The 25,503-nt window shown below is 70.6% G+C and carries 19 protein-coding genes; 8 read left to right on the top strand and 11 right to left on the bottom strand.

The window, feature by feature from the left end; all coding sequences use genetic code 11:
- Positions 1–17: 17 nt before the first annotated feature.
- Positions 18–3,773 (bottom strand): GH92 family glycosyl hydrolase, encoded by a 3,756-nt coding sequence (locus ACFO0C_RS27140; protein WP_378069515.1) that lies wholly within the window; start codon positions 3,771–3,773, stop codon positions 18–20.
- Between the two features lie 195 nt (positions 3,774–3,968).
- Between ACFO0C_RS27140 and ACFO0C_RS27135 the strand changes: the two genes are divergently transcribed.
- Together ACFO0C_RS27135 and ACFO0C_RS27130 are read left to right on the top strand one after the other, a co-directional pair.
- Positions 3,969–6,665 carry a hypothetical protein gene (locus ACFO0C_RS27135; protein ID WP_378069514.1) on the top strand — a complete coding sequence of 899 codons (2,697 nt, stop codon included), beginning with the start codon at positions 3,969–3,971 and terminating at the stop codon, positions 6,663–6,665.
- Positions 6,666–7,288: 623 nt separating this feature from the next.
- Entirely contained in the window at positions 7,289–7,750 is a 462-nt protein-coding gene (locus ACFO0C_RS27130) for a phage tail protein (RefSeq protein ID WP_378069513.1), read from the top strand.
- A 9-nt stretch (positions 7,751–7,759) separates the two neighbouring features.
- Here ACFO0C_RS27130 and ACFO0C_RS27125 read toward each other — a convergent pair whose 3' ends face one another.
- On the bottom strand, positions 7,760–8,170 hold the full coding sequence (locus ACFO0C_RS27125) for a hypothetical protein (protein WP_378069512.1): 411 nt from the start codon (positions 8,168–8,170) through the stop codon (positions 7,760–7,762).
- Positions 8,171–8,355: 185 nt separating this feature from the next.
- Between ACFO0C_RS27125 and ACFO0C_RS27120 the strand changes: the two genes are divergently transcribed.
- The 4 genes from ACFO0C_RS27120 (at position 8,356) to ACFO0C_RS27105 (ending at position 14,495) form a co-directional block, all read left to right on the top strand.
- Entirely contained in the window at positions 8,356–10,434 is a 2,079-nt protein-coding gene (locus ACFO0C_RS27120; protein WP_378069511.1) for a M14 family zinc carboxypeptidase, read from the top strand.
- Between the two features lie 156 nt (positions 10,435–10,590).
- Positions 10,591–11,934, top strand: coding sequence for a polysaccharide deacetylase family protein (locus tag ACFO0C_RS27115; protein ID WP_378069510.1), 1,344 nt, complete (start codon positions 10,591–10,593; stop codon positions 11,932–11,934).
- A 213-nt stretch (positions 11,935–12,147) separates the two neighbouring features.
- Positions 12,148–13,224 carry a hypothetical protein gene (locus ACFO0C_RS27110; protein WP_378069509.1) on the top strand — a complete coding sequence of 359 codons (1,077 nt, stop codon included), beginning with the start codon at positions 12,148–12,150 and terminating at the stop codon, positions 13,222–13,224.
- An 8-nt stretch (positions 13,225–13,232) separates the two neighbouring features.
- Entirely contained in the window at positions 13,233–14,495 is a 1,263-nt protein-coding gene (locus tag ACFO0C_RS27105; protein ID WP_378069508.1) for an ABC transporter substrate-binding protein, read from the top strand.
- On the opposite strand, the gene ACFO0C_RS27100 is transcribed toward ACFO0C_RS27105, so the two are convergent.
- Both ACFO0C_RS27100 and ACFO0C_RS27095 read right to left on the bottom strand, forming a co-directional pair.
- A complete protein-coding gene (locus ACFO0C_RS27100) occupies positions 14,492–14,656 on the bottom strand; it encodes a hypothetical protein (protein ID WP_378069507.1) in 165 nt (54 codons plus the stop codon). The two genes, ACFO0C_RS27105 and ACFO0C_RS27100, sit on opposite strands and share 4 nt — an antisense overlap.
- Entirely contained in the window at positions 14,656–15,144 is a 489-nt protein-coding gene (locus ACFO0C_RS27095; RefSeq protein ID WP_378069506.1) for a DUF6624 domain-containing protein, read from the bottom strand. The genes ACFO0C_RS27100 and ACFO0C_RS27095 overlap by 1 nt, the downstream gene beginning before the upstream one ends.
- Before the next feature lie 231 nt (positions 15,145–15,375).
- On the opposite strand from ACFO0C_RS27095, the gene ACFO0C_RS27090 reads away from it, so the two are divergent.
- Complete coding sequence (locus ACFO0C_RS27090) at positions 15,376–15,912, top strand: phosphotransferase (protein ID WP_378069505.1); 537 nt, start codon at positions 15,376–15,378, stop codon at positions 15,910–15,912.
- Here the strand turns inward: ACFO0C_RS27090 and ACFO0C_RS27085 are convergent.
- The 6 genes from ACFO0C_RS27085 to ACFO0C_RS27060 are packed head-to-tail and all read right to left on the bottom strand — an operon-like array spanning position 15,848 to position 22,408.
- Entirely contained in the window at positions 15,848–16,114 is a 267-nt protein-coding gene (locus ACFO0C_RS27085) for a CBU_0592 family membrane protein (protein WP_378069504.1), read from the bottom strand. The genes ACFO0C_RS27090 and ACFO0C_RS27085 overlap by 65 nt on opposite strands.
- 9 nt (positions 16,115–16,123) lie before the next feature.
- Entirely contained in the window at positions 16,124–17,134 is a 1,011-nt protein-coding gene (locus tag ACFO0C_RS27080; RefSeq protein ID WP_378069503.1) for a helix-turn-helix domain-containing protein, read from the bottom strand.
- Between the two features lie 52 nt (positions 17,135–17,186).
- Entirely contained in the window at positions 17,187–19,250 is a 2,064-nt protein-coding gene (locus ACFO0C_RS27075; RefSeq protein WP_378069502.1) for a hypothetical protein, read from the bottom strand.
- Positions 19,247–20,215, bottom strand: coding sequence for a hypothetical protein (locus ACFO0C_RS27070; protein ID WP_378069501.1), 969 nt, complete (start codon positions 20,213–20,215; stop codon positions 19,247–19,249). The genes ACFO0C_RS27075 and ACFO0C_RS27070 overlap by 4 nt, the downstream gene beginning before the upstream one ends.
- The gene (locus ACFO0C_RS27065) at positions 20,206–21,153 is read right to left on the bottom strand and encodes an AAA family ATPase (RefSeq protein ID WP_378069500.1); all 948 of its coding nucleotides are present in this window, start codon (positions 21,151–21,153) and stop codon (positions 20,206–20,208) included. The genes ACFO0C_RS27070 and ACFO0C_RS27065 overlap by 10 nt, the downstream gene beginning before the upstream one ends.
- Entirely contained in the window at positions 21,146–22,408 is a 1,263-nt protein-coding gene (locus ACFO0C_RS27060) for a toll/interleukin-1 receptor domain-containing protein (RefSeq protein WP_378069499.1), read from the bottom strand. The genes ACFO0C_RS27065 and ACFO0C_RS27060 overlap by 8 nt, the downstream gene beginning before the upstream one ends.
- Positions 22,409–22,555: 147 nt before the next feature.
- Between ACFO0C_RS27060 and ACFO0C_RS27055 the strand changes: the two genes are divergently transcribed.
- Positions 22,556–23,587, top strand: a complete 1,032-nt coding sequence (locus ACFO0C_RS27055; RefSeq protein ID WP_378069498.1) for a hypothetical protein — start codon at positions 22,556–22,558, stop codon at positions 23,585–23,587.
- 120 nt (positions 23,588–23,707) lie between these two features.
- On the opposite strand, the gene ACFO0C_RS27050 is transcribed toward ACFO0C_RS27055, so the two are convergent.
- Positions 23,708–25,294, bottom strand: coding sequence for a cellulase family glycosylhydrolase (locus ACFO0C_RS27050; protein WP_378069497.1), 1,587 nt, complete (start codon positions 25,292–25,294; stop codon positions 23,708–23,710).
- Positions 25,295–25,503: the final 209 nt, after the last annotated feature.

Here is a 25,503-nt window from a genome sequence, read left to right as displayed (position 1 = left end):
ACAGGTTTGACGAACGGCTACGCCAGCAGTTCCAGCTCGGCCACGGTGGCCGGGTCGGTGAACTCCAGGCGGTAGTGGGTGTACGCGCCGGGCGACGCCACCGTGAACGGGCGGGTCTGCCGCCGCCACGGGAAGGCCTGCCCGGACCGGGTGTCGAGTTCGGTCCAGGTGGCGCCGTCGGCCGAGCCGAGCAGCCGCCAGCCGGCCGGGTCGCCGCCGGCCGCCGCCGCGGACGTGACGGTGTACTGGCCGGCCTCGGCGGCCTCGGGCAGGGTCCACTCCTGGGTCGTGACGGTCGCCTCGGTCGCCGAGGAGTCGTCGGCCAAGGCGGCCGTGGTGACCGTGCCGGTCACGTCCTTCTGCGGGTGGGCCGGCTCGGAGCCGGAGGTCAGCGACGGCGGCACCGCCTTCGTCCCGGTGGCCCACTTCGACGGCTTCGGGCCCATGGTGAAGTCGAGGGTGGCGCCGCCGGCGAGGACCGAGTGCGGCAGGTTCGTGGAGTTCCACGCCTTGCCGTTGATCTTCAGGGACTGGACGTAGACGTTGCGCGACGAGTTGCCGTGCGCCCGGATGACGATCTTGCGGCCGTTCTCCAGGTTGATGGTGGCCTTGGTGAACAGGGGCGAGCCGATCACGTAGTTGGGGCTGCCCATCTGCAGCGGGTAGAAGCCCAGCGCGGCGAACACGTACCAGGCGGACATCTCACCGTTGTCCTCGTCGCCCGGGTAGCCCTGGCCGATCTCGCTGCCCAGGTAGAGCCGGTCGACGATCTCCCGGGTCAGCGCCTGGGTCCTGGACGGCTGCCCGGTGAACGCGTACATCCACGGGATGTGGTGCGACGGCTGGTTGCTGTGGCCGTACTGTCCCATCCGTACGTCCCGGGCCTCGGTCATCTCGTGGATGACACCGCCGTACGACCCGAACTTGAGCCCGGTCTCCGGCGTCGAGAAGAACGTGTCCAGTTTGTCGGCCAGCGCGTCCCGCCCGCCGTACAGGTTGGCCAGCCCCTGCCCGTCCTGCGGCACGTGGAACGCCATGTTCCAGCCATTGGTCTCGGTGTAGTCGTAGCCCCACACCTCCGGGTCGTACTGCGCGGGCCCCCACCGCCACTGGCCGGCCGAGCTCTTGCCCTGGAAGAAGCCGACCGCCGGGTCGAACTGGTTGACGTAGTTCAGCGCCCGCCGGCGGTAGTAGGCGGCCTCCTCGGTGCGGCCGAGAGCTTGGGCCATGTTCGCGATGCCGTAGTCGTTGATGTACCCGTCCATCGCCCAGGACATGGCCTCGCCGGTGAGGTCGGCCGGCGTGTACCCCTTGAAGATCGAGGTGGTCAGGCCCTTGCGGCCGACGTTGTCGTTCGGCGGCGCGACCGAGGCGTTCTTGACCGCGGCCGCATAGGCGTCTTCGAGATCAAAACCTTTCACGCCTTTGAGGTACGCGTCCGCGAACGCCACATCCGAACTCGTGCCGACCATCAGGTTCGCGTATCCCGGCGACGACCAGCGGGAGATCCAGCCGCCGTCGCGGTACTGCTGCACGAACCCGTCCACCATCTCCCCGGCCAGCGACGGCGTGAGCAGCGAGTACGCCGGCCAGGTGGTGCGGTAGGTGTCCCAGAAGCCGTTGTTGACGTACACCTTCCCGTCCTTGATCGGGGCCCCGGTCCCGGTGGGCGTGCTCGGCGGCGAGGTCGTCGACGACTGGACCGCGTGCCGCCACACCGGGGCCGCGTTCGTGCCGGTGTTCTCGTGTGCCGAGTTCGGGTAGAGGAACATCCGGTACAGGCTGGAGTAGAGGGTGACCAACTGGTCCCGGCCGGCACCGTCGACCTCGACGGTCCGCAGCTTGGCGTTCCAGGCGGCTTCGGCGCGATCGCGGACCGTCTCCAGGGTGTCCGCGGCGGCGATCTCCAGTTCCAGGTTGTGCCGGGCCTGGTCGACGCCGAGCAGCGAGGTGGCCACCCGCAGGTTCACCGTCTTCGCGCCGACGGTGACGTATCCGGTGGACGGCCGGTTGCCGCTCGGCAGCATCCCGCCGCCGAGCACCGGGGCGTCGACGGTGGCGTAGAGGAACATCCGGGACGCGCCGTTGGACAGGCCGCTGCGCACGTCGGTCCATCCGGTGATCGTGCCGGTCGCGGCGTCGACGGTGAGGCCGGCGCTGTCGTTGACGTTGTCGAAGATGATGTTGCCGCCGTCGCCGGTGAAGGTGAACCGCAGCAGGGCGGCGTGGTCGGCGGGCGCCATCTCCGCGGTCAGTCCGCTGTCGAACGTGACTCCGTAGTAGTGCGCCCGGGCGGTCTCGTTCTCGTGGTGGAACGACAGTGCCCGGGCGGTCCGGTCGGCGTTCGGCACGCCGGTGCCGTCCTGCGGCATGAACTGGAAGGTCTGCCGGTCCGCCATCCACGGGCTCGGCTCGTGACTGACCGACAGCGCCTGCAGCTGCGGCAGGTTGGCCGCGTTGTTGCCCTTGTGGTATTCGTACAGCCAGCTCAGAGTGGACGCGTTGGTCACCGGGGTCCAGAAGTTGAAGCCGTGCGGCACCGCGGCGGCGGGGATGTTGTTGCCACGGGAGAAGCCTCCGCTCGACTGCGTTCCGCGGCGCGTCTCCACGTACCCCGCAAGGCTCTCGATCGGCTTTTGATCTTTGACGTCGCTCAGGGTGACGTCGTCGAACCAGGCCCGCCAGGCGCTCTGCGGCCCGGACGGCTTGTCGTAGGCGACCAGGATCCGGTCGACGGTCTTGCCGCGGGCGACCCCGCCGATCCGCGATGTGATCTTGTTCCACTGGTTCGCGGACAGCTTCTTCGCCGCGCCCTGCGCCTGCGGGCTGACCACGGTGCCGTGCTGGTCCCGGGCCTTCAGCGCGCTCAGGAACGTCCCGTCGGTGAACGCCAGATCCACCGCGGTATAGGTCGCCGGATAGCTCAGGTCACCCCGGCTGAACTCGGGGAACACCAGATAGCTGAGTTCGGTGTCCGGACCGATTTCAAGATCAACGTCATAGATCCGGTGGTACGTGTACCCGCGCCCGTCGGTGGCGTGACGTCCGGCGAACTCCAGCGATGCCAGGCCGGAGTACCCGGCGCGCGCCTTGGCGGCCGGCGCGTTCGACGGCCCGGTGCCGATCGCGCTGCGGGCCGGCGCGGGCGGTGGCGGCGTCTCGTCACCGTCGGACAGTTGCAGGTCGGCGAGTTGCACGATGGTCGCGCCACCGTTCGCGGTCACGGTCAGCCGGTAGAAGCCGTAGTCGCCGGGCGTCGCGACGTCGAAGGTGGTCGTGGTGCCGCGTTCGCCGAGGGTCTGCCCGGTCCGGGTGTCGACGGTGGTCCAGGTGCCGCCGTCGGCCGAGGCCTCGAGGCGCCAGTCGCGCGGGTCGCGGGCGGGCACGTCGTTGGCGGTGGTCAGGGCGTAGCGGGTGACCCGTACCGGGGCGGTCAACCGGTAGGACACCCAGCCGGTGCCGGCGAAGACCAGCCACTTGGTGTCCGGGTCGGCGTCCAGCAGGTTCTCCTTGACCTCGCCGCCGGCGGTGTTCTCGCCGGAGGCGGTGACCGCGGCGACCCGGTCGTTGACCGAGCCCGGGATCCCCACCTGGAGCCGGCCGTCCACTCCGGATGTGCGTTCGGCGGTGTTCTGCCAGGTGGGCGGCGGATCCCCGGTCTCGAACGAGCTGCTGAACCTCGGCGCCGGGGCGGCCACGGCCGGCCGGCTCACCACCACCGATCCGCCGACAAGGGCAAGCGATGACAGGGCGGCGAGCAGCGTACGGCGCATGGGGCCTCCATCGACGAGGAAGATCGCCTGTCATCTTCAATCGTCAGATATCGATCTGTAAAGATCCCTTAACGCGAGCTGGGCGGCGGCGACCTTACCTGCTGGTAACAAATCCGTAACGCGCTCTTTCGGTGTCTCATGTGACCGGTCACACTCGTCGTCACGTCCGAGTCGCCGGTCGAGTAGGGAGAATCAGTGAACAGACTTGCCATGCTGACCGCGGGCGTCACGCTCACGGCCGGAGTCCTGTCCGGGTCCGCGGGAGCCGGTGCGGCCGAGTCCACGGCCGACGTGCTGAGCGTCGACTTCGCCCGCAGCACCGGCGAGTTCCGGGGCGGCGCGACCGGAACCCTCTACGGCTTCGGCGACGACGGCGCGCCCACCCAGGCGCTGATCGACGGCGCCCACATCACCAACACCTCGCAGAAGGCGCCGTACGGCACCCAGCACCCCAGCGGCGACGCGATCAAGGTGGAGGACGGCTTCTTCCACAAGCACGGCAAGGACATGTACATCTACGTCCAGGACTACTACCCGGACTGGTCGTACCACGGTGGGGTCCGTCCCGGCGACAGCCGCACCTACGACCAGGCCGACGGGACGTACACCAGCACGCCGAACGGGATCTGGGACTACCTCGAGGTCGTCGAGTTCGTGACCGAGGCCGTCGCCACCACCTCGTCGCGCCCGCAGGACTACGTGTTCATCCCGTTCAACGAACCCGACGGCGGCAACTGGTACGCCGACTGGGGCCGGTTGAAGGACACCTTCCTGGCCGACTGGAAGGCCACCTACGACACGATCCAGCAGGTGTACGCGCGGCACGGCCTCGGTCACGCCCGGATCGGCGGTCCCGGCGACACCCGGTGGCAGCCCGAGCGGTCCGCCGAGATCCTCACCTACGCCAAGGCCAACGACGTGCTGCCGGACGTGTTCATCTGGCACGAGCTCGGCATCGACAACCTGCGGACCTTCCGCTCGCACTACGCGGACTACCGGGCACTGGAGAAGCGCCTGGGGCTGACGCCGATCCACGTCAACATCACCGAGTGGGGGATGCTGCGTGACATGGGCACCCCGGGCCAGCTGGTCCAATGGCTGTCCATCATGGAAGACCTGAAGATCGACGGGCAGACCGCGTACTGGGCGTACGCCGGGAACCTCAGCGACAACAGCGCCCGCGCGAACGCCGCGAACGCCGGCTGGTGGATGTTCAAGTGGTACGGCGACCTGGAAGGCAGCCGGACCGTCGCCGTCACGCCGCCGGCGCCGGACACCGTCGACACCCTGCAGGGCATCGCGGCCGTCGACAAGCGCAACAGGCGGGCCACCGTCCTGTACGGCGGCGGCGGCAAGCCCGTCTCGCTGCGTCTGTCCGGGCTCGACCGCGACATCTTCGGCAAGCGGGTCGACATCGAGGTCCGCGAGATCACGCTGTCCGGCGCCGAGGGCGTCTCCGGCGCTCCGGCCGTGGTCAAGGTGCTCGACGGCGTACGCCTGGACCGCGGCACCATCGACCTCGGCGTGCCGACCTACGACCGGTACGCCGCGTACCAGGTCCTCATCACTCCCGAGCAGGACCGCACCCCGGTGGCCGGTGCCGTCTGGAGCGCCTCCGTCGAGGCCGAGGCCACCGGTCTCACCGCGGCGACCGTCTACGACCAGGACCCGCAGGGTGGCGGCGGCTGGAAGTTCCTCGCCTCGGGCAGCCGCGACGTCGGCTCGTTCAACCGTCCCGCCTCCAGGGCCGACTGGACCGTCACCGTGCCCAGGACCGGCCACTACCGGTTCCAGGTGATCGGCGGCGCACCGGGCGTCCCGGGCCGGCACGCGTTGTTCACCGACGGCGCGAGCCCGGTGACCGTCCAGTACACCGCCGACCTCGCCCTCACCGACGTACAGCGGTGGCAGTACCGCGGCAGCTCCGAGGTGACCATCCCACTGACCGCCGGAACGCACACCCTGTCCTTGCGGGCCAGCCTGAACGGCACCACCGTGCTGCCGAACTCCGACATCACCCTGGACAAGTTCCTGCTCACCGATGTCACCGACGGTGAGCCGACCGCCTACCCGGCCTCGACGCTGCGCTACTACGGCGGCGCGCACGTCGTCTACGACCGGGAGAAGGCGCGCGGCCACGGCGAGATCCGCGGTGCCGGGGAGCGGGCCGACGCGTACGTGCACGCCTGGGAGACCGGCTACCACGACGTCAGCCTGGACTATCGCAGCGACCGCCGCACCGACGTCGACGTCACCGTCAACGGGCGTCCGTTCGCCACGCTGTCGGCCGCTCGGCCCGGCGCCTGGCGTTCGACCGTCCGTCTGCACCTGAGCCAGGGCATCAACGAGATCGAGATCCGCTCGAAGCGCGGCATCCTGCTCCAGCAGCTGACCACCACCCGGGTCGCCCCGGCCGACAGCGCCGCCGTCACGATCGAGGCGGAGAACACCGTCCGGCACGGGACGGTCGCCGTCACCACGCACGCCGACGCCACCGGCAGCAACGCCTCCGGCGGGAAGTCCATCGGGTACGTCGGGCCCGGCGCCGGCAACACGTTCGAGATCCCCCGGCAGCCCGGGTTCGACCGTCCCGGGGCGTACGACATCGTCGTCGGCTACGCCAACGCCGAGCTCAGTGGCCGGCACGACTACAACCCGCAGGTCATCGACCGGCGGCTCGAGGTCACCGAGGACGGAGGCGGCAGCGCGTACGGCTACTTCCGCTACACGTACGCCTGGAACAGTTTCCTGGAGAAGACCATCCCGATCACCCTGACCACCGCCGGTGGCTCACTGACCTTCGGCAACACGCGGGCGTACGCGCCGGATGTCGACAGGATCACCATCGCGCCCGCCGTCCTCGGGCAGCCGGTGACCGTGAGCCGCCGGTAGACCGTCCTCCCAGCGTGCGGTGGCCCGCGTGGAAAGCCGGCGTCCACCGCCGGCCTCGCCCCTCCTCGCCTCGGAGTGGGTTCGTCCCACGTTGATCAGCGCGCACAGATCGCCATTCGTGTGCGCTGGTCGTCGCCCTGGCGCAATGCGGCGCGCTCGAGAGGTTTCGCGTGTCGGCAACACCCGTCCGGCTGATCCATACCATGCTGAAACAGGCTTCTCGGGCAGGTCCGAGTTGCTCGATCTCGCTGCGGGCCGTCGGTAGGGTCCGTGGGCCGGTCAGTGGGTGCCCGGAGTGGCGGGTCCGGATAGCAGCCGATCGCCACCGGTGCGCTGACTGCCGGCCTTCACCGGGTCACCCCGCCGGATCTTGAGTATTTTTCCACCGTTTCCGGTGGTCAGCCGGTCAAGATCGGCCCAGGCCAACCCCGGCAGACGTCGACGGTCACCACACACGCTGCCCGTGATCCCGATCGGCGATGCGCTGACCGAACTGTTCGCCGCCGCCGATGCCGGATTCGCTGGTGTGTCCGCGTCCGGTGGGCCTTCGGTCAGACGCCCGCCCAGCGGTGCCGGCGGGTTTACGGTGGTCCGGTACCGGGCTGATATCGGAGGATGCTGCTATGGCCTATGTCGTGGATTTCGACACCGTGTCGACCGTCGGCCTGGAGTCGTCACCGGTCGCCGACGCGCTCGCCGGCCTGCGGGCCAACGAGGCCCGGTACTTCCGGAACAAGTACGGCCACGTCTTCACCGTCGAGCCCGCCGCGGAGGCGGCCGAGGCCGTCGACTGGGTGCACCGCATCCTCGAGGAGGAGCGGGGGCTGGTCATCGCGTCGCCGGCGCTGGAGGCGACCGCCTTCCAGGTGGAGAACATCCGGATGGCGTACGTGTTCTACCGGAGCGGACTGTCGATCAACGTGATGTACACCGTCGACGAGGGCGGGAAGAGGGCGGTCGGTTTCAAACTGTCCGACGGCATGGACGTCCCGGAGGAGCTCGGGGCGTTCAAGTTCGCCCGCCAGCGCTCGAAGCTGGCCGGGACGATCCGCGGCACCTACTTCGTCGTCAAGAAGGAGCACTGACCGGCATCGTCACTGCTCCGGCCGGGTGATGGGCCGGGTGTCCTCGCCGGGGCCCTGCTCCGGCCGTCGGTAGACGTTGCCCGGCATCGCCACCCGCCCGACCGCCCGGGTCCAGACCACACGGTCGGCCAGTTCCCGCAGCGCCTTCTCCATGTCCAGGCGCATCGCGGCGACGGCGTTCTCCAGGGCGATCCGGATCTGATCGCAGGTGTCACAGCCGAGGCCGCACTCCTGCCGGTGCGCGATGGCGATGTTGAGGATCGCGGTGTGCTGCAGGCTGGTGTAGGCGGCGGTCGGCGGCAGGACTCCGGAGGTGAGGACCCGGTGGGCCTCGGCGATGCCGTCCTCGGTCGCCTGGAACTCGTCGGCGAGGCTGCTGGTGACGGCTAGCAGGTCCTGGCTGTCGTCATTCTTGTCCACTGATCCCCGCCGTCGTCCGTGGAATGGATGGAACGGAACGTTACGCCTGCCGCACGATCGGGTGAACCGGCCGGACAGACGATTGATGCCCGCCGTCTTCCCCGGCAGGGCACCGTTGATATTGACATGTGACGATATTTGGACTGCGGTGGGAGGCGACATCCTTCACAGCCGCAGGAGGTTCCATGTCGTCCGGACATCGCTGGCTGGCCACCGCCGCCACCGTCCTGACCGCCGCTCTGCTCACCGTCCAGCCCGCTGCCGCCGTGCCGGTCGCCGTCCCGGCCGAGGCGCCGATCGCCCTCGCCGCGGGGGAGCGGGCCCTGATCCGGTTCCGGTTGCCCGACGAGGCCGCCGTCGACCGGCTGCTCGCCCGGGGTGCCGACGTGGCCGCACGGCCACGGGCCGTCCCGGGCGCGATCCTGCTCGACGTCGTCGTCGACGACCGTGAGCTGGACACCCTCACCGCGGAGGGCGCCACCGCCGTCCAGCTGATCCAGCGCGAATCCGACGGCGCCCGGAGGCTGGCCGAGAGCCGGACCGTCGCTCCGGCGGCCGCCGACACCCTGCAGTTCCTCCAGGCCTACTGGTGGAGCAGCAACGGGCGCACCTTCCTGCAGACGCAGGTCGCCACCACCGCCAGCGACGATCCGGACGTCGAGATCACCGTCACCTGGCGCACCGCCGACGGCACCACCGGCTCCTACCCGCTGATCCGGTTCGAGGACGCCGGCGAATACCAGTACCACTACGCCGTACCCCAGGCGCTGCCCGCACGGCCGGTGACGATCACCGCCACCTCCAGCCTCGGCGGCACGTCACGGGCGACCGTCCCGCAGACCTGGCCGGGTTCCACCCCTCCGGCGCTGCCCAGCGGATACCAGAAGGACTTCGTCGACGCCTACATGACGCCGACCGACATCAGCGCCCGGATCCGGCGGCTCCACCGGCAGTACCCGGCACTGGTCGACGTCATCAACCTTCCCAACAAGACCCAGGGCTATCGGCGTACGGCCGTCGCGTACCTCGGCGACCCGGCGGTCGCGGCCGTGGTCGTGGAGTCGGTCCGCTTCGGCGATCAGGGGATGAACGGTGTCCAGGTCAGAACGGTCGACCCGGGCCGGCCGGATCGGGCGCTCGATGCCTCGTACCGCGACCGGGTCCTGACCGTGCGTCTCGCCACCGATGCCGGAGGCAAGGTGATCACCTCGACCGACGAGGTCGCCGCCCTCATCACCGCCCGGTTCCCGCAGCGGTTCCGTGCCTTCGTCGAGGACGGCTCGGCCGGGCTGCCGATGCCGGTCGTCGCACCGGTGCGGCTCGACGACGGCCTGGAGGGGACCGAGGTGCCGCGCGGCCCGCAGACCGTACAGGCGCTGCGGATCGGGAAGTACCGGGACGGGTCGAAGCCCGGTGTGCTCACCTACTCGCAGGAGCACGCCCGGGAGTGGGCGACGCCGCTGGTCACGCTGGAGTTCGCGGAGCGGCTGCTGGCCAACTACGCGACCGACCCGGCCACCCGCGCGCTCGTCGACTCGGTGGACGTCTTCATCATCCCGACGGTGAACCCGGACGGGGCGAACTACGCGTTCAACGACTACAACTTCCAGCGCAAGAACCTGGTCAACCACTGCACGGGTACGTCGCGGGATCCGCGGTACCGGGACTCCTGGGGCGTCGACGTGAACCGCAACTACGCGGTCGGCTCCTACTTCGACGGCTATGTCGGCGGCAGCCCGAACTGCCTGTCCGGCACCCACGCCGGAACCGGTGAGCTGTCCGAGGCGGAGAGCCGCAACGTCGTCGCGCTGGCGTCCCGGCACACCAACATCCGGTTCTCGCTGAACGTGCACAGCTACGGCGGGTACTTCATGTGGTCGCCGGGCGCCTACAAGATCCCCGGCCGGGTCACGCTGCCCCGGCCGTCGATCGACGAGTCGAAGTTCTTCCTGGACAGTGCGAAACGGATCGTCGGCGCCATCGCCGCGGAACGGGGCACCGTGACGTGGCCGGCCTACACCGGTCCGGTCGCCGACGTGCTCTACTCGGCGGCCGGGAACTCGGCCGACCACCTCTACTACGACCTCGGCATCACGGCGTGGAACTTCGAGGTGGGCAACGACCGGTGGAACGACGCCACCCAGGAATGGGAGGGCGTCGGGTTCCAGCCACCGTTCGACGAGGCGCACGCCGAGGCGCAGGAGTACGCGGGTGGCCTCGTGGAACTCGTGCGCATCGCCCGCGATCAGGTCCCGTCGCCCTGAATGTGGCGCACGCCACCATGATGGTGAATGTCGGCGGGTGAGGTGATCGTGTGATCACCTGTGGTTTCTGTTGCAGGTCAGGCCGGTTCCGGTCGGTGTTTCACAGCTGAGACACAGATGGCGACCGATTTGACCATGGACGCGACAATCCCACCGATGAACACCGATAGGCCCGCCGCGGCAAACCAGAGCAGCACGTCGTCGGATGAACCCACGGTCGTCGTGGGTTCATCCGACGAGCCGACGGTCGTGGTCGGCCCTTCGCCTTCGGTTTCGCCTTCGCCTTCGGCCGAGCCGACGGTCGATCTTTCGGCGGATGACGGGGACGAGGAGACGGTCACGCTCTCGGCCGCGGACGAGGCCGAGCCGACGGTGGCGCTGTCGCTGCCGGACGAGGCCGAGTCGACCGTGGCGTTGTCGCTGCCGGACGAGGCCGAGCAGACCGTGGCGCTGGCGGCGGTGGATGTGGCAGAGCCGACGATCGCCCTGCCCAAGCCACGGGTCTCACCGGAGGCGAGCACGTCGGCTGCCACCGCGCGGCCACCGGAGCCGGAAACGACGGTCGCCCTCCCTCCGGTGCCCGCCCAACGGTCCGCCTCGACCGCCCCGACCGTCGCGCCTCCGCCCGCTGAGCCGACGATCGCGCTGCCCGTCTCGGTGCCACCGGTGGCCGTACCCTCGCTGAGCCGCCGTCGTCTGCTCTGGGCGATCCCTGCCGTAGCCGGCACCGCCCTGATCGGCGGCACCATCGCCGCCCTGGCCGGGCGCGGCGAACCGGAAGCCGCCAAGGCCCCGAACCTACAGGTCAGCGAGCCCGCGCCGGCCCCCACGCAGAGCCCGGCCCCGGTGCCCACCGCGCCGGAGCCGACGACCGCGGTCATGTCGACACCCGTGCACACACTGAAGGACTTCCGCAAGGTGGTCCCGGGCGACCCGTTCCCCGCCGACGCCATCGCGCTCACCATCGACGACGGCCCGCACCCGGTCTGGACCCCGAAGATTCTGCGTCTGCTGGAGAAACACGACGTCCCGGCGCTGTTCTGCATGATCGGAAACCAGGTCCTCGGCCACGAGCCGACCGCCCGCGACGTCGCCGGCGACGGCCACCTGATCGCCAACCACACCTGGAGCCACCCGATCGACCTGGCCGAACTCCCGGGCCACGCGGCGCTCAAGGAGATCCACCGGGCGCAGGACAAGATCTACAGCACCACCGGGATCACCCCGAGCCTGTTCCGCGCTCCCGGCGGCGCCTGGTCCAAGGGCCTGTCCGAGTCGGTCTCGAAGAGCAACGTGATCCCGATGGACTGGAGCGCCGACCCGAGCGACTGGTCCCAGCCCGGCGTAGCCCACATCACCCAGCGCCTGCTGGCGGCCAAGCCGGGCCAGATCCTGCTGTGCCACGACGGCGGCGGCGACCGCTCACAGACGCTGGCCTCACTGAAGACGGTGATCCCGGCCCTCCAGGCGAGGGGCCTGAAGTTCGTCGCCCTGAAGTGAGCCTGGCGCCCGTTCCCGGTGGTCCCGATCTTCGCGCTCCCGGGCCTGTCGTGGTGTCCGGGTGCGGACGCCGCGATGGATCTTGCGTGGTCCGGGTCCCGCCGCTACCTGGCCGCCGTCGCCGGTCGGGACGCCTGAGATCGTTCGGTGATCGGCTGGACACCGGCCGCTACTGTGCCTCGCGAGTGGGGCGCCGTGCGGGAGGGGTAGTCGTTGGCCTGGTTCGGGATCCGCGCGGGAACCACCCGGGCCACCCTGTGGCGTTCGATGGTCGTGCTGGAGCTGGCGCTCGTCGCCGTGCTCGGCATGTCGGCCTGGGTGGCCCAGGGGACACGGGCCACCACCGAGCGGGTCGAGGCGCACTCGGTGCCGTCGATCATGCACATCCTGGCCGCGCACGCCGCGGTCGTGGAGGCCGACGCGGCCGCCGTCGACAGCTTCCGGACCGGGGCGGCGGGACTGACCGGGCCCGGTGAGCGCTACCAGAACCAGATCGCGCTCGCCGGGCAGAGTCTCACACAACTCGCGGCGGACAGCGTCGCCGGCGCCTCGGTGGGCCAGGGCATCCAGCTCGTGCAGGGGCAACTGGCCGCCTACACCGGGCTGGTCGAGCAGGCCGACGCGCAGTTCCGCCGGGATCCCGCGTCGATTCTGGCGAGAGCCGATCTCTGGTACGCCTCGCGTCTGCTGCACCAGCCCGGCAGTGGCATCCTCGCGCAACTCGACGACCTGCTCGCCGTCGAACGGGAGGCGCTGGCCGTGCGGCTCACCGGGGGCCGGATGGCACCGGGCTGGGTGGCCGTCTGGATCATCCCGGCGGTCCTGCTGCTCACGTTGCTGGTGGGCACCCAGGTTTTCCTGAGCAGGCGCTTCCGCCGTACCCTCAATGTGCCTTTGATCGGAGCGACCGCCGCCGTGCTGGTCCTGGCCGCCGGGATGTCCTTCGACTTCGCCGCCCGCGGCGAACTGTCCGCGACCCGCGACGCGGGCGACGCGCTCGTCGGCGTCTGGCAGGCCCGCATCGACGCCACCGACCGGCACGGCCAGCAGATGCTCGGCGAGCTGGTCGCGGCCGCCTGCCCGGACGGGTGCGGTGCGGCGGTCGGCCGGCCCGCCGCGGTCGGCGATCCGCCGGGTGAGGAGTCGCTGACCGCCCGCATCACCGACGTGGACGGACACGCCGCGGCGGCCGCCGACCTGGCCGGCCGGCAGATGCTGCTGCTCGCGGCACTGCTCGCGATGGCGCTGGTGCCGCTCGGGCTGTATCCGCGCATCGACGAGTACAGGTAGGGGCGGCGATGCGTACCGTACGGGCCGTGGCCATGGCCGCTGTCGTGCTCCTGCTCGGCGGGAGCGCGGCCTGCGCCGGCCGCGACGATCAGGGCGTGACCGTCCTCGCGTCGTGGACCGGCGGTGAGGCCGACGCGTTCCGGCAGGTCCTGGACCGGTTCACCGACCGGACCGGCATCACGGTCGACTATCAGGGCACCCGCGCGCTCAACCAGGTGCTGACCGCCGAGGTGCAGAAGGGCACGCCACCCGACATCGCGGTGCTGCCCAGCCCGGGCGACCTCGCCGGCTACATCCGCCGGTCCGCGGTGCGGCCACTGGACGACGTCATCGACGCCGGCGCCGGGCAGTCACACAGCCCGCAGTGGCTGCGCCTGGAGCGGATGGGCGACGCCCGCTACGCGGTGGCGGTCAAGACCTCTCTCAAGAGCCTCATCTGGTACGACCCACGCAGGGTCACCGGCTTGTCCGGTGGGGAGCCGCCGACCTGGGACGCACTCGTCCAGCTCAGTGAGCGCCTCGGTGCCGGGGACGGCGCCGCGTGGTGCATGGGGATGGGATCCACCCCGGTCTCCGGCTGGCCCGGCACGGACTGGATCGAGGATCTCGTGCTGCACCGGGCCGGGACCGCGGCGTACCGGCGATGGTCCGCGGGGAAGACGGCCTGGACCGCCCCGGAGATCCGCCAGGCGTGGACGGCGTGGCGTCAGGTCGCGCTGCGGCCCGGGCTGGCCCGCGGTGACGCCGGCGGCGTGCTGTTCACCGACTTCGGCGACGCGAGCCGGACGATGCACACCGTTCGGCCCGGCTGTTTCCTCCACCATCAGGCGTCCTTCGTGGTCGGACCCGACCTGGACTTCGTGCCGTTCCCGTCGGACCGCCCCCGGGCGTGGGAGGTGTCCGCCGACCTGGCCGCCCTGTTCACCGGCAAGCCCGAGGCGCGCGAGCTGATGCGTTTCCTCGCGACCGACGAGGCGCAGAGCATCTGGCCGGCGGTGAGCCGCGGGTCGGTGTTCTCCGCCAACCGGGGCGTCGACCCGTCGATCTACGACGACCCGGTGAGCCGGCGGGTCGCGCAGACCCTCACCGGGCAGGCGGCACTGTGTTTCGACGCGTCCGACCTGATGCCGGGCGCGATGACGAACGCCTTCTACCGGGCGGTGCTGGAGTATGTCCAGTCACCGGACCGCCTCGACGCCATCCTGGCCCGGCTCGAACAGGTCCGTACCGCCATTCCCGCCGGTGACTGGCTGGACGTCCCGTGCGGTTAGCCGGTCGCGATCATCATGGGCTGGAAGAATCCGGTCGCGGCCGCGGTGGTCCGGCGGGCGTCGCGTAACCCGGCGTCACGCACCAGCCCGGACAGCCCGGCCCGCGTCCAGGCCCGGTAGTAGGTCGCGGCCAGGTCGGCATAGAAGCCCCGCGTGCCCATCAGGCGGGAGCGTGCCTGGCGACGTGCGCCGCGAACGGTTCGAGGCCCACCTCCACGCGGCGCTGGTCCATCCGCTCCGGGTCCTCGCACGGCCACGGGACCGGTGCGCCGTCGACGACACCGGCGATCTGGGTGCCGTAGATCTGCGGGCGGCCCTCGTTGACCAGGAGCCGGTCCCGCAGCATGGCCAGCTGGGTGGGGTTGCCCCGGCTCGCGGTCATCAGCTCCAGTGCGCGCCGCTGCAGATCCAGTTGCCGGTCGGCGTGCTGCGCCACCAGCCAGGCCCGGCGGGCGGCCTCCTCGCCGACGAGTGCGGCGGTGGGCCAGCCGTACTCGTCGATGATCTCGGCCAGGCGGTCGGCGTTGCGGACGGTGACACGACGGTGGGCCAGCTGGGCGGTGAGGTCGTCACCGAGGGCGCCGGCCTGGAGCTTCCGGTCCTCGTCGGTCATGGCGATCAGTTCCTGCGCGAGCGCGTCGTTGGGCATGCTCCGCACGCTAGACGAGCCGCTTCCGGTCTCCGCCCACCCCGGCCGTTCAATGGACGAGCATCGATTACAAATACTTGTAGAGACGCACCGGCCGCCCTTCCTCCACCGGAACGGCAGGCTGCGGGCCGCACCTTTTCAAGAAATGCGGCGACGGCCTGTTCAGCGATGCCGGTGTCCGGCGCGGGCGGGCCCGAGACCGCTGCGGACCCGTAAGGTGGGCCCGATGGGATGGGACGCGCTCGCGCGGTGGTGATGACCTACGTCGAGGGCGGCCCACCCGAGAGCCCGGCCGACTGGCGCCGCGTCGCGGCCACGCTCCGTGACCTGCACCGGCTCACCCGCGGCTGGCCGCAGCGCCCGGGCCGGCGCTCCTCGCTCGACCTGCGGCACACCCTGACCGGGACGCGGATCGACCTCGGCGCGATGCCACCCGAGGGGGTCGCCGCCTGCCGGGCCGCGTGGGCACGGTTGGCCGGGCGCGAGACGTGCGTCGTGCACGGCGATCTCAACCCCCGCAACGTACGGGTGACCGCATCCCGCATCGCGTTGATCGACTGGGACGAGTCACACGTGGACGTACCCGACCTGGATCTGGCCCTGCCCGGCAACGCCGCCGGTCTCGACGACCTCGCCCACGACATCGCCGCGCAGGCCTCCGCCGCCTGGCAGGCCGCCGTCTGCTGGGACGACGACTACGCGATCAGGCGGCTCGCCGAGGTCCGCCCGGCGCGGCCGGGCCCGGCGTCCGGAGCTGCCACAGCTTGACGATCGCGACGATCGACCAGACACCGTTGAGGACCACGAAACCCCAGGTGGTCGAGAGCAGGCCGACCGTCGTCAGCAGGGCGGCGCCGACCAGGTTGAGGAGCTGGTAGACGACGGTGTCAACGGCGAGCCTGCCCATCTGGAGGCCGACGAAAGCGGTGAGTACGAGGAACGCGCCGGCCAGCGACAGTGTTTGCACCATCGGCAGAAGCTACTCGACGGGAGCCGCCGGTGGCGGTGTGGTGACCGTGGCACGGATGGCCGCGGCCAGCCACTCGTACGGGAACGACTCGGGTGGTGTGCCGCTGGCCGCTGTCACCAGCGCCATGTAGCGGTCGAGTGGGCCCTCCGGGTCGGGGGGAGTGCGGTCCCATTCGGCGCCGGCCAGCATGTGGTCGGCGGTCTGGATCCGGAACTCCGGGGTGTCCGGCATCCCGGGGCTGTCCGGTGTCGCGAAGATGCCGGTCAGCCAGGCCATCCACCGGTCGGCGATCCGGCGTCCCTCCGCGGAGTCCGGTGCCAGCTCCGCCCGTACCGCATCGATCGCCGCCTGGCCGATGGGCGTGCCCGCCTCCAGGCTGTCGAGCATCGGTGACGAGGTCATCAACGGCCCGGCGCCGGTGGTGCACACCTCGATCAGTTCGCGGCGGACGGCCCGCCGGATCTCGCCGTCGCGGACCAGTTCGGCCAGGTCGATCCAGGCCTCCAGCTGGGCGGCGGTGGGGTCGGCGGGCAGTTCCGGGCGGGCCGCCCGCCACCAGGAGACCATCCGTTCCGGTGGTTCCCAGCCGGTGGTGACCTCGGTCCAGAAGTCGTCGATCAGCCGGTCGCGTTCCTCGTCGGTCATGCCGGCCAGCCGGTGCATCAGTGTCGCCTGCTCGGCCGTGGTGTCCTGCCGCAGGATCGCCGACAGCACCGCGCGGCGGCTGCGCAGCCGGGCCTCCTGCCGGGTCAGCAGGTCCAGGTGGGCGGCCGCGAGTTCGCGCAGTGTCGTCCGGCCGGCCAGGACCTGCCGGATCCCGTCCAGGCCGGCCCCGAGTTCCCGCAGCGTGCGTACCAGTTCGAGGCGGGCGATGGCGGACACGTCGTACAGGCGGTGCCCGGCCGGGGTGGTGGCGGCCGGCTCGACCACACCGGCGTCGGCGTAGTACCGCACGGCGCTCACACTCAGGCCGGTCCGGCGGGCGACATCACCGATGGCGTACAGCTCGTTCAGGTCCACGACGCCCACTATGCGATCTCAAGCGGCTCGAGATGCAAGCCGCGGTGTCGTTCTAGGGGATCCGGCGCCGCAGGACGTAGGTGACGCCGGTGAGACGGTGCGGCTGTTCCGGATCCGACATCGCATGCCGCTGGTAGACCTGCCAGCCGACTCTCCCGGCCCGGTTGAGGTGGCGGAGGTCGTCGAATCGTTCGTCGGTGCCCCACCTCAGCACACCGCCGGGGTGATGGAAGGTCGCCGTCCAGTCCATGAACCGGTCGTTGCCGAGCGAGCCGGTGGGCCGGTATTCGAGTCGCGCGAACTCCCAGTCCCCGGAGGCCGGCGGACGCTGCGGACGGGGTGCGGGCTCCGCCGGTTTCGGTGGCGGGAACCACTGGTCGAGGTCGTGCAGCAGCAGCGCCTCCTGGCCGGTGGAACCCGGGCCACTGACGACGAGTGCGACGATCCCGTCGAATGCGGCGGACCACAGTGCGGCTCCGCTCCACACCGACGGTGACGTCGTCAACGGGCTGATCGCTATCCGGCCGTCGGGCATCGGCCGCCCGAACGTGCCGCGAACCGTGGCGATCGCGCGGCTGTCCCGGAAACTGCCGGCCGTGTGCCACGTGTCGTCCCACAACTGGGCGGCGGTCGGTTTGCGGACCGCGGCCGGTACCGCGGCCGCGGGAGGCGCCCCGGCCAGGTCGATGAGCGTCACCGGGGAATGGTGGAACATCGCCCGGACGGCGACGGCGGACCGGAATCCGTCCACCTGGAACGTCACGGAGAGGTCGTCGCTGTCCCCTCGGGCGGTCTCGGGCAGGACGGTGAGGACGCGTCGTCCGTCGATCAGGACGCCGTAGCATCGCCACAGATGATGCCGGGACTCGATCAGTACAGCCCACGGCGTCGTCTTCGCCCCGGCGCTGGACAGAACCCCGGTCAGCTCCGCCACCAGCGGCTGTATCCCACCGGGCGTGAGGTCGGTGACCCGGACGACCGTCTGCCGCCCGCCCATCGGTGCCAGATCACCGGCCTGGTCGCCTTCGAACATCACCGACAGTACCGGGGTGTCACCGAAGAAGCGCACCACCTCCGGATCATGGGTGGACTGGCACAGCAGGATGACGCAGTCCTCGCTGCGTGGCGGCGAGTCATCGGTGAGGGAGCTGTGGATCCGGATGTCCACGCCGGCGAGCCGCAGGAGCTTCCAGAGCAGGTCCACCCGTGGCCAGCCGGCCGTCGGCTCGTCGTAGACCCACAGGTGGGCCCGCGACCCGGCTGGTGCCGTGCCGATCTCGTGGATCGTGCCGTCGGCGGTGTGCAGCCAGACCAGCGGTGACTCCCCGACCGTGACCTCCACCGGCGATTCCGACGTGATCCGGACCGTGGACGTCCGCACCGCCTCGGTGTCGAACCAGCTCACCGCCGCGATCGAGGGTTCGGTCTGCGCGACCGGGACGGCGGTGCCGCGTTCCCCGCCCAGGATCACGACCCCGTCGCGTCGTTCGATCATCAGGTCCGTCTGCGGCATGTGCGGCGCGATGATGTGCACGTCGCCCAGGCCCAGGGAGGCCGGTGCATAGGGGCCGGCCTGTTCCCCACGGCTGGCCAGATGGGCCAGTTGCCAGGCGGCCCGCGTGCCCCGTACCGCATCGGGAAGCCTTGCCCACGCACCGCCGAACCAATCGGCGACCCCGGACCGGCCCTCGGTGACGACCGCGTTCACCGCGGGCCGCAACGCGGCCTCGATCTCGTCGAGGTGATCGCCGGGCAGCAGGGACAGCCAGGTCAGCCGCTCCTCCAGCAGCAGCGCGGGCGAGGCCGATCCGTGCAGGTCGGCGATCAGGTCCCAGACCCGGTGGGCCGGGTCGTGCGGTGTGTCCGGAGCGGCGAGACGTTCCGCCAGCCGGGTGCGCAGCCACGACGCCACCTCGGCACGCAGCACGATCGAGTCCGCCGCGCGTGTCGCGATCCACGGGCTGAACCACAGGTCCGCCTCGGCGCCGACGTCGGTGCCGGTCATCAGCCGGAGGCGGACGTGCCGCAGCAGCTCCGGTTCGATGTGCACGGCGACGCTCACCAGCGTCGCCAGTTCGGCGGCGGCCGGGTCGAGCGGCGGCGGAGTCCAGGTCATCGGCCGGCCTGCGCCGCACGCCAGACGGTCAGGGTCCGGTCCCAGCTCAACACCGGGAACAGCGGCAACGCCCAGCCGGGCACCCGGGCGAGGGGATAGGGAACCAGGACGATAGCCCGGCACTCGGCGCGCCGGACCAGCTCGGCGAAGTCGGTCCACTCCTGCCGGCGGGCGCGTCCCGGATCCGGCCAGGGGCCACCGATACCCAGGTGGGAGAGAACCAGGATGCGGCTGCCGGGCGGCGGCGGCCGATAGGTCGTCCAGGTCCACACCGGGCCGTCCCCGGCACCCCGCAACGGGGCGTCCGCGAACGAGACGACGCTGGTGATGTCGTCGCCGACGAGGTCCCGTACCCCCTGAATGAGGTCTTCCTGGTCCTTGACGAACGGCGCCATGCCGTCGCCCTCGTCGCTGAGGACCTGCACCCCGAACCGCAGCGTCCGCGACGGCCGCCGCGGCATCCCGGTCACCCGGTGACTCGCCACCCGCCGGACCAGCGCCTCCACGTCGATCGGCCCCTCACCGCTGGGCTGTGCCAGCAACTCCTGGAGCACACTGCGGCCGAGCCGCGGATCGATCAACGGCAGATGCGGGCGTACGGGTGACGCGCCGCCCGGCCGGGGCAGGGTGGTAGTCGCGGCGGCGACCGTCACCGGCTCGACGCCGATCCGGCGGATCTGCCCGCCGTCGTCACCGGCCTCCTCGTCGGTGTCGCCGGACGCCCCGGTGTCCTCGTCGGCCGGATCCTCCGCGACCTCGCCCGCTTCGGACGGCAGCCCCAGGTCGCGCGTTGTGGGCTCCCGGCCCGGTTCGTCCACGGTGCGCCGGCGTGCCCGGTCGAGCGGTGAGTCGCCGAGCCCGAGGAGGCGGGCGACGGCGTGACGCTCCTCTTCGGTGCGTGCGCCGACCGCAGCCCAGGCCCGGGCCAGATCGCTCAACCAGATCTCGCCCACCGTCAGCTCCACCCCGGCTGGTCGTCCTTGCGCAGGGTCATCCGGCACAGGGCGGCCCACTGGTCGTCGCCGACCACGATCTTGAGTTGCAGGCAGGCGAAGAACGTGTCCAGGTACTCGGCGGTGCTCGGCGGCCGTCCGCCGTGCAGGGCCGCCTCGTTGCGTACCTTCTGCAGCTCGTCGGCCAGGTGACGGGCGAGACCGGCCGGGTCCGGGTGCTCGTGGGCCACCTTGTAGGTGCGCAGGTGCCGTTGCGCGATCTCGACCAGCCGCTTGTGGTCGGGTGCCGGCAGCGTCAGCACGACGCAGCGGCGCAGGAACGCGGCCGGCAGTTCGCGCTCGTCGTTGGTGGTGATGATCACCAAGTGGTTGCCGGTGCTGCCCTCGGCACCCTGAACCAGCGTGCCGGTCTCGGTCACGGTGAACTCGCGTGAGCCCAGCGGGACCAGGAGCGCGTTGGGGACGTCCGGGTCGGCCTTGTCGATCTCGTCGATCAGCACCACCGCGCCATCGCGTTTGGTGCCCCTGTTCAGCAGCGGAAGCGGCTCCAGCGTGGGATCCGGCTCGGCCGGTGGCGGTGCGCCGCGCCGCAGAGCGGACTCCCGGTCGAAGGCCCACCAGAGTACGCCCGGCGTCACGTACCGGCTCTCGTCGAGCTTCTCGTCACGTGCCGCGTACACCGGGGCGTCGGCGAAGCGGCGCACGATGTCGAACGACCACATCAGGTCCTGCGTCTGGGTCCGCGACGTCACGACGTGTTCGTAGTAGCGCCACTTCTCCCGGGCCGCCACCCAGGGTGCCAGCGACGACTTCCCGGATCCCGGCTCACCGCGCAGCAGCAGAGGCCGCCCGGTCGCCCGGGCGACCCGGATCGCCAGGTCGGTCTCCGGGGTGGACAGATAGACCCGGCCGTCGCGGTGGTCCGGCCCGGCCGTGCGCGGCTCAGCCATCGTGCACCCCCACGCGGCCGCCCAGCTCCTGGAAGGCCTGCACGACACGGTCCATGGCCTCCTCCTCTCCTTCGGACAACGTGGGTTCGAGCAACACCGGTTCCTCCCCGTCCAGCGCCGCGGTGACCTTGCCGGGCGACGTCGACAGGATGATGACGATCAGCCAGGGAATCCGGGCATGCAGGCGGCTGATCACCTCGGTGACCGGCCCCGGCGGGCACTCGGCCAGGTCGATGGCCAGGTAGCAGGCCTCCACCATGCCGCCCGGGCCGGGTTCGATCCGGGAGATCGCCTCGTAGAGCCGCTGGCCGCGGTACCTGCTCGGGTTCAGGTGCAGCATGCGGGCGAGCGCGGCCTCACAACGCTGTTCGAGCTCGGCCACGCCCTCCTCGCCGGTCCGCGCGGAGACACCGGCGATCCGGTGGGTCCGCGCACAGCAGGCCGCCCGGGACACGTACAGCGCGGCGGTCGCCGTCGACCGGGCGTTGAGCAGGTAGATCCGGGGCCCGGAAGCGTACGGGCGGAGCAGCACGTGCGCCGCCACGCCGTCGACCAGGGCCGGCGCCGACAGTTCGGCGAGCTGCGCGGTACGGTCCGGGCCGATCGCATACCGCACGGAGTCCACCGCGAGGAAGGTGTCGTCCGGGCGTGGCCGGCCGAGCAGCTGGTGGGCGAGGAACCGGTAGCAGCCGGGCGCGGACAGGCCCTTGGCCTCGGATCTCTCCAGCCCGACGTGTCTGGCGAAGGAGCGCAGGGCCAGCCCGACCGGCGCGGCACCGAGCTGGCTGGTGACGTCCTCGATCCAGGTCCGCATGTTGTCGTCCGGCTCGTCGGGCATCGCACCGAACGACGCCACCACCTTCGCCGCCACCTCGGCCGGAGCACAGTCCGTGGCGCCGAGGAACTGCAGCTCGACGAGCTCGCCGTAGCGATGTGCGCGGATGTCGCCGGGCGTCACACCGTCCAGGAGGACGACCCGGATCTCGACCGAGCCCAGGTGCTTGCGCCAGAGCAGATTGGACACCTCACGGTGGACCCACCAGGAGGTGAGCGCGGCCCGGTCCATCAGGACGACCGCCGCGTCACAGATCGCCAGCTCGTCGTAGATGCGGCCGCGCCACCTCTCACCGGCGTGGATCCGAGCGGCCTCGAACGGATCGTGGCCTTCCTGCCCGAGGGTGGTGACGAGAGCCTCCAGAAGCGACTGTGCGGTGCTGCCCTCACCCGCGCTGTGACTCAGGAAGAACTTGGCCATGAACCGCCCGACGCCGACGACTTTCTGCCCGCGAAGTTTCTCAGGCCACGCTCTGCGTTGGCAACGACTCTTCGTAGTAACATCCGGACACTCCGCTTCCCAGGGTGAGGACGATGCATGCCCGATCCACGGCCTTTGATCGCCTTCGTGGGTAGTGCTGAAGCCGGGCGGCAGTATTCTCCGCCGCTGCGCGACGCCGACAACGCCGACGGCGCCTGCGTGGAGATCGGGGCCGCGCTCGCCGAGGCCGGTTGCGATCTGCTGCTGTTCTCCTCCCGGGCGCGCTATGTGGAGGCGGCCGCGTTCCGCGGGTTCGCCGGGGCCGGAGCCGGTGGCCGGGTGGTGGTGCGGCCACCCCAGCACGCCACCGTCGAGTTCCAGGCGCCGGAGGGCAGCACGGTCGAGGTGCAGGTCGAGCACGACGCCTCGGGGGAGTGGGAGCTGCCCTACTACCGGTCGCTGATGACCTGCGACGGGGTGGTCATCGTCGGTGGTGGACAGGCCAGCCGGATCGCCGGGCTGTTCGCGCTGCTGCACCAGGTGCCGGTGCTGCCGGTCGCCGCCTTCGGCGGTGGCGCCGCGCAGGTGCGGACCAATCTCACCACCATCCGCAACGACATCACCGACGACGATCTGAAGCTGCTCGGCCGCCCGTGGAAACCGGGGCTCGGCGCCGACCTGGCCACCAGCCTGCTCGGTCAGGTCAGCCGGCGGCGCGAGCGTCAGGTGGCCGAGGACCGGGCCCGCGAGCGCGGCCGCTGGGCGAACCGGATCGCCCTGGTCGTCACGGCGATCGCGGTGATCGCCACCTGGTTGTCCTTCCCGCTGGCCGGTACCGTCCCGGCGAACAGCCCTCTCGGCCTTCTCCTGCTGGTCGTGGCACCGATGCTGGCGGCGGTCGCGGGCGCGCTGCTGAGAAGCTCCCGGCGCGGCGACGGACAGTGGGCCTGGCCGGCCCTCAGCGGCCTGGCCGCCGGCTTCCTGACCGTCTTCCTCTACCTGGTCGGCGAACTCGTCAGCGTCCCCGACCTGTTCGAACGCCTCAACACCCAGCGCCTGCTGCTCTTCCTGGCACCGCTCGCCTTCATCAGCGGCCTCACCTTCGATCAGGTGCTGGAGCGGGTCCTCAAGGGCAACACCCGGGTCCCGTCCGCCGGAGCCGGCCTCCCGCCGGTCTGATCGGGGCCTGAACCGCCCTGGCCTTCCCGGTCACCGCGGTTCCCCTGCTGGTGTCACCGGGAGGCCGAGGAACTCGGCGAGGCCGGAGGGCGCCCGGGGTGGGCGCCCTCCGGCGGGCGGTCAGCCGGCCATGATGGCGTCGATGATGCTCTGCTGGGTGACGGTCGCCGAGTTGCGGTCGAACAGGGCGAACCCGTACTGGCCGTTGTGGCCGTTGTCCCAGTAGGCGGTTGCCGCGCCGTACTTCTTGGCGGTGGCGACCAGGGTGCGCGCGTAGTCGGCCCGGTAGCGGTTGTTCGTCGAGTCGGCCGACGTCTTGTCGATCGAGCCGTACTCGCCGACGAACACCGGGTAACCCTTGGTGACGAACGCGTCGTACGTCTTCTTCAGCTGTGCGTCCATGAAGTCCTGCTGGCCCCACGTCGACTTCTTGGAAGCGTCCGTGGCGTTCGGGCCCCACTGGGTGATGGCGCCGCTCTCGGTCCCGGTGAAGTCCCACGGGTCGTAGTAGTGGACCGAGATCATCAACCGCTTCTCGGCGGCCGGGATCGACGACGACCGGTACTGGTCGGTCGGCAGCACGAAACCGCTGCCCACGGTGTGGTCGATGTTGGTGTTCCAGCCCGGCACCAGCAGCCATCGCGACGTGTTGGTGCCGCCGGTCTGCCGTACCGTGTCCACGAAGATCTGGTTGTACGCGTTGATGTTCGAGTAGCACGGCTGGGTCGGGTTGCCGTACTGGCCGTCGAAGTTCTCGTTCATCGACTCGAAGATCAGCCGGCCGCTGTAGCTCGCGAACTTCGACGCCACCTGCTGCCAGACCTTCTGGTACTTGGCCTTGATGGTCGTCTGGTCGGCCGCGTCGCAGATCAGCCACGCGCCGCCGACGGTCTTGTACCCGTCGCCGTGCATGTTGATCAGTACGTACAGCCCGCGGTCGTGAGCCAGGTTGACGACCTCCTGGATCCGGTTCAGCCAGGCGGCGTCGACGGTGTAGTTCGGGGCGGCGCCGATCTTGCCGAGGTAGGACACCGGGATCCGGATCGTCTTGAACCCGGCCGCCTTCACCCGGTCGATCAGCGCACCGGTGATCACCGGGTTGCCCCACGCCGTCTCGCTGGGGATCCCGTTGACGTTGGCCTCCAGCTGGTTACCCAGGTTCCAGCCCTTGCCCATGTCGGCGACGAGCTGGGCGGCGGTGCCGGTGACCGGCCCGGTGCTGGGGGAGGTGGACGGGCTGGGCGAGGCGGAGGCCGACGCGGAGGCCGACACGGAGGCACTGGGCGAGGGGGTGGTCACGCCGCCGGTGCACGCGGTGCCGTTGAGGGTGAACGACGCGGGCACCGGGTTGGACGACGTGAACGCGCCGTTGAAGCCGAACGACGTGGAGCCGTTGGTGGCGATGGACCCGTTGTACGACACGTTGCGGACCGTCACCGCGGTCCCGGCCTGGGTGAAGGTGCCGTTCCACAGCTGGGTGACGGTCTGGCCGGTGCTGAACGGGAACGCCAGCGTCCACTGGGTGATCGGATCACCGAGGTTGGTGATCTTCACATCGGCACCGAAGCCGCCCTGCCACTGGCTGGTCACCTTGTAGTCGACCCGGCAGCCGGCGGCGGCGCTCGCCTGCAGCGCGACGGCGACCGCACCGCCGGCGGCGACCGTGGCGACCGCGGCAGCGGTCAGCGCTTTTCGTGTTCGAGACATGGGGATGAATCCTTCGAGGGATCGGGAGCGCTCCCATATGGGGGATGGAACGCGACTCCGAGAGGGACGGGGATGACCCAGATACTACCGTCGATCGATCCAGCTGGTGTCCAGTGCACATCCAGGGGTTCTGCATAGCTTCTGCCGCAGCACATCACCGACAGGCGGAAGAGGACACCATGAGGACACGGATCAAGAAGGTCATCGCC

The organism is Actinoplanes subglobosus (assembly GCF_042650585.1).
In the GTDB taxonomy this organism is placed as follows: Bacteria; Actinomycetota; Actinomycetes; order Mycobacteriales; family Micromonosporaceae; genus Actinoplanes; species Actinoplanes subglobosus.
The sequence above is the reverse complement of the archived record's forward strand: the minus strand, read 5'-3'. Positions and strand labels throughout refer to the sequence as shown.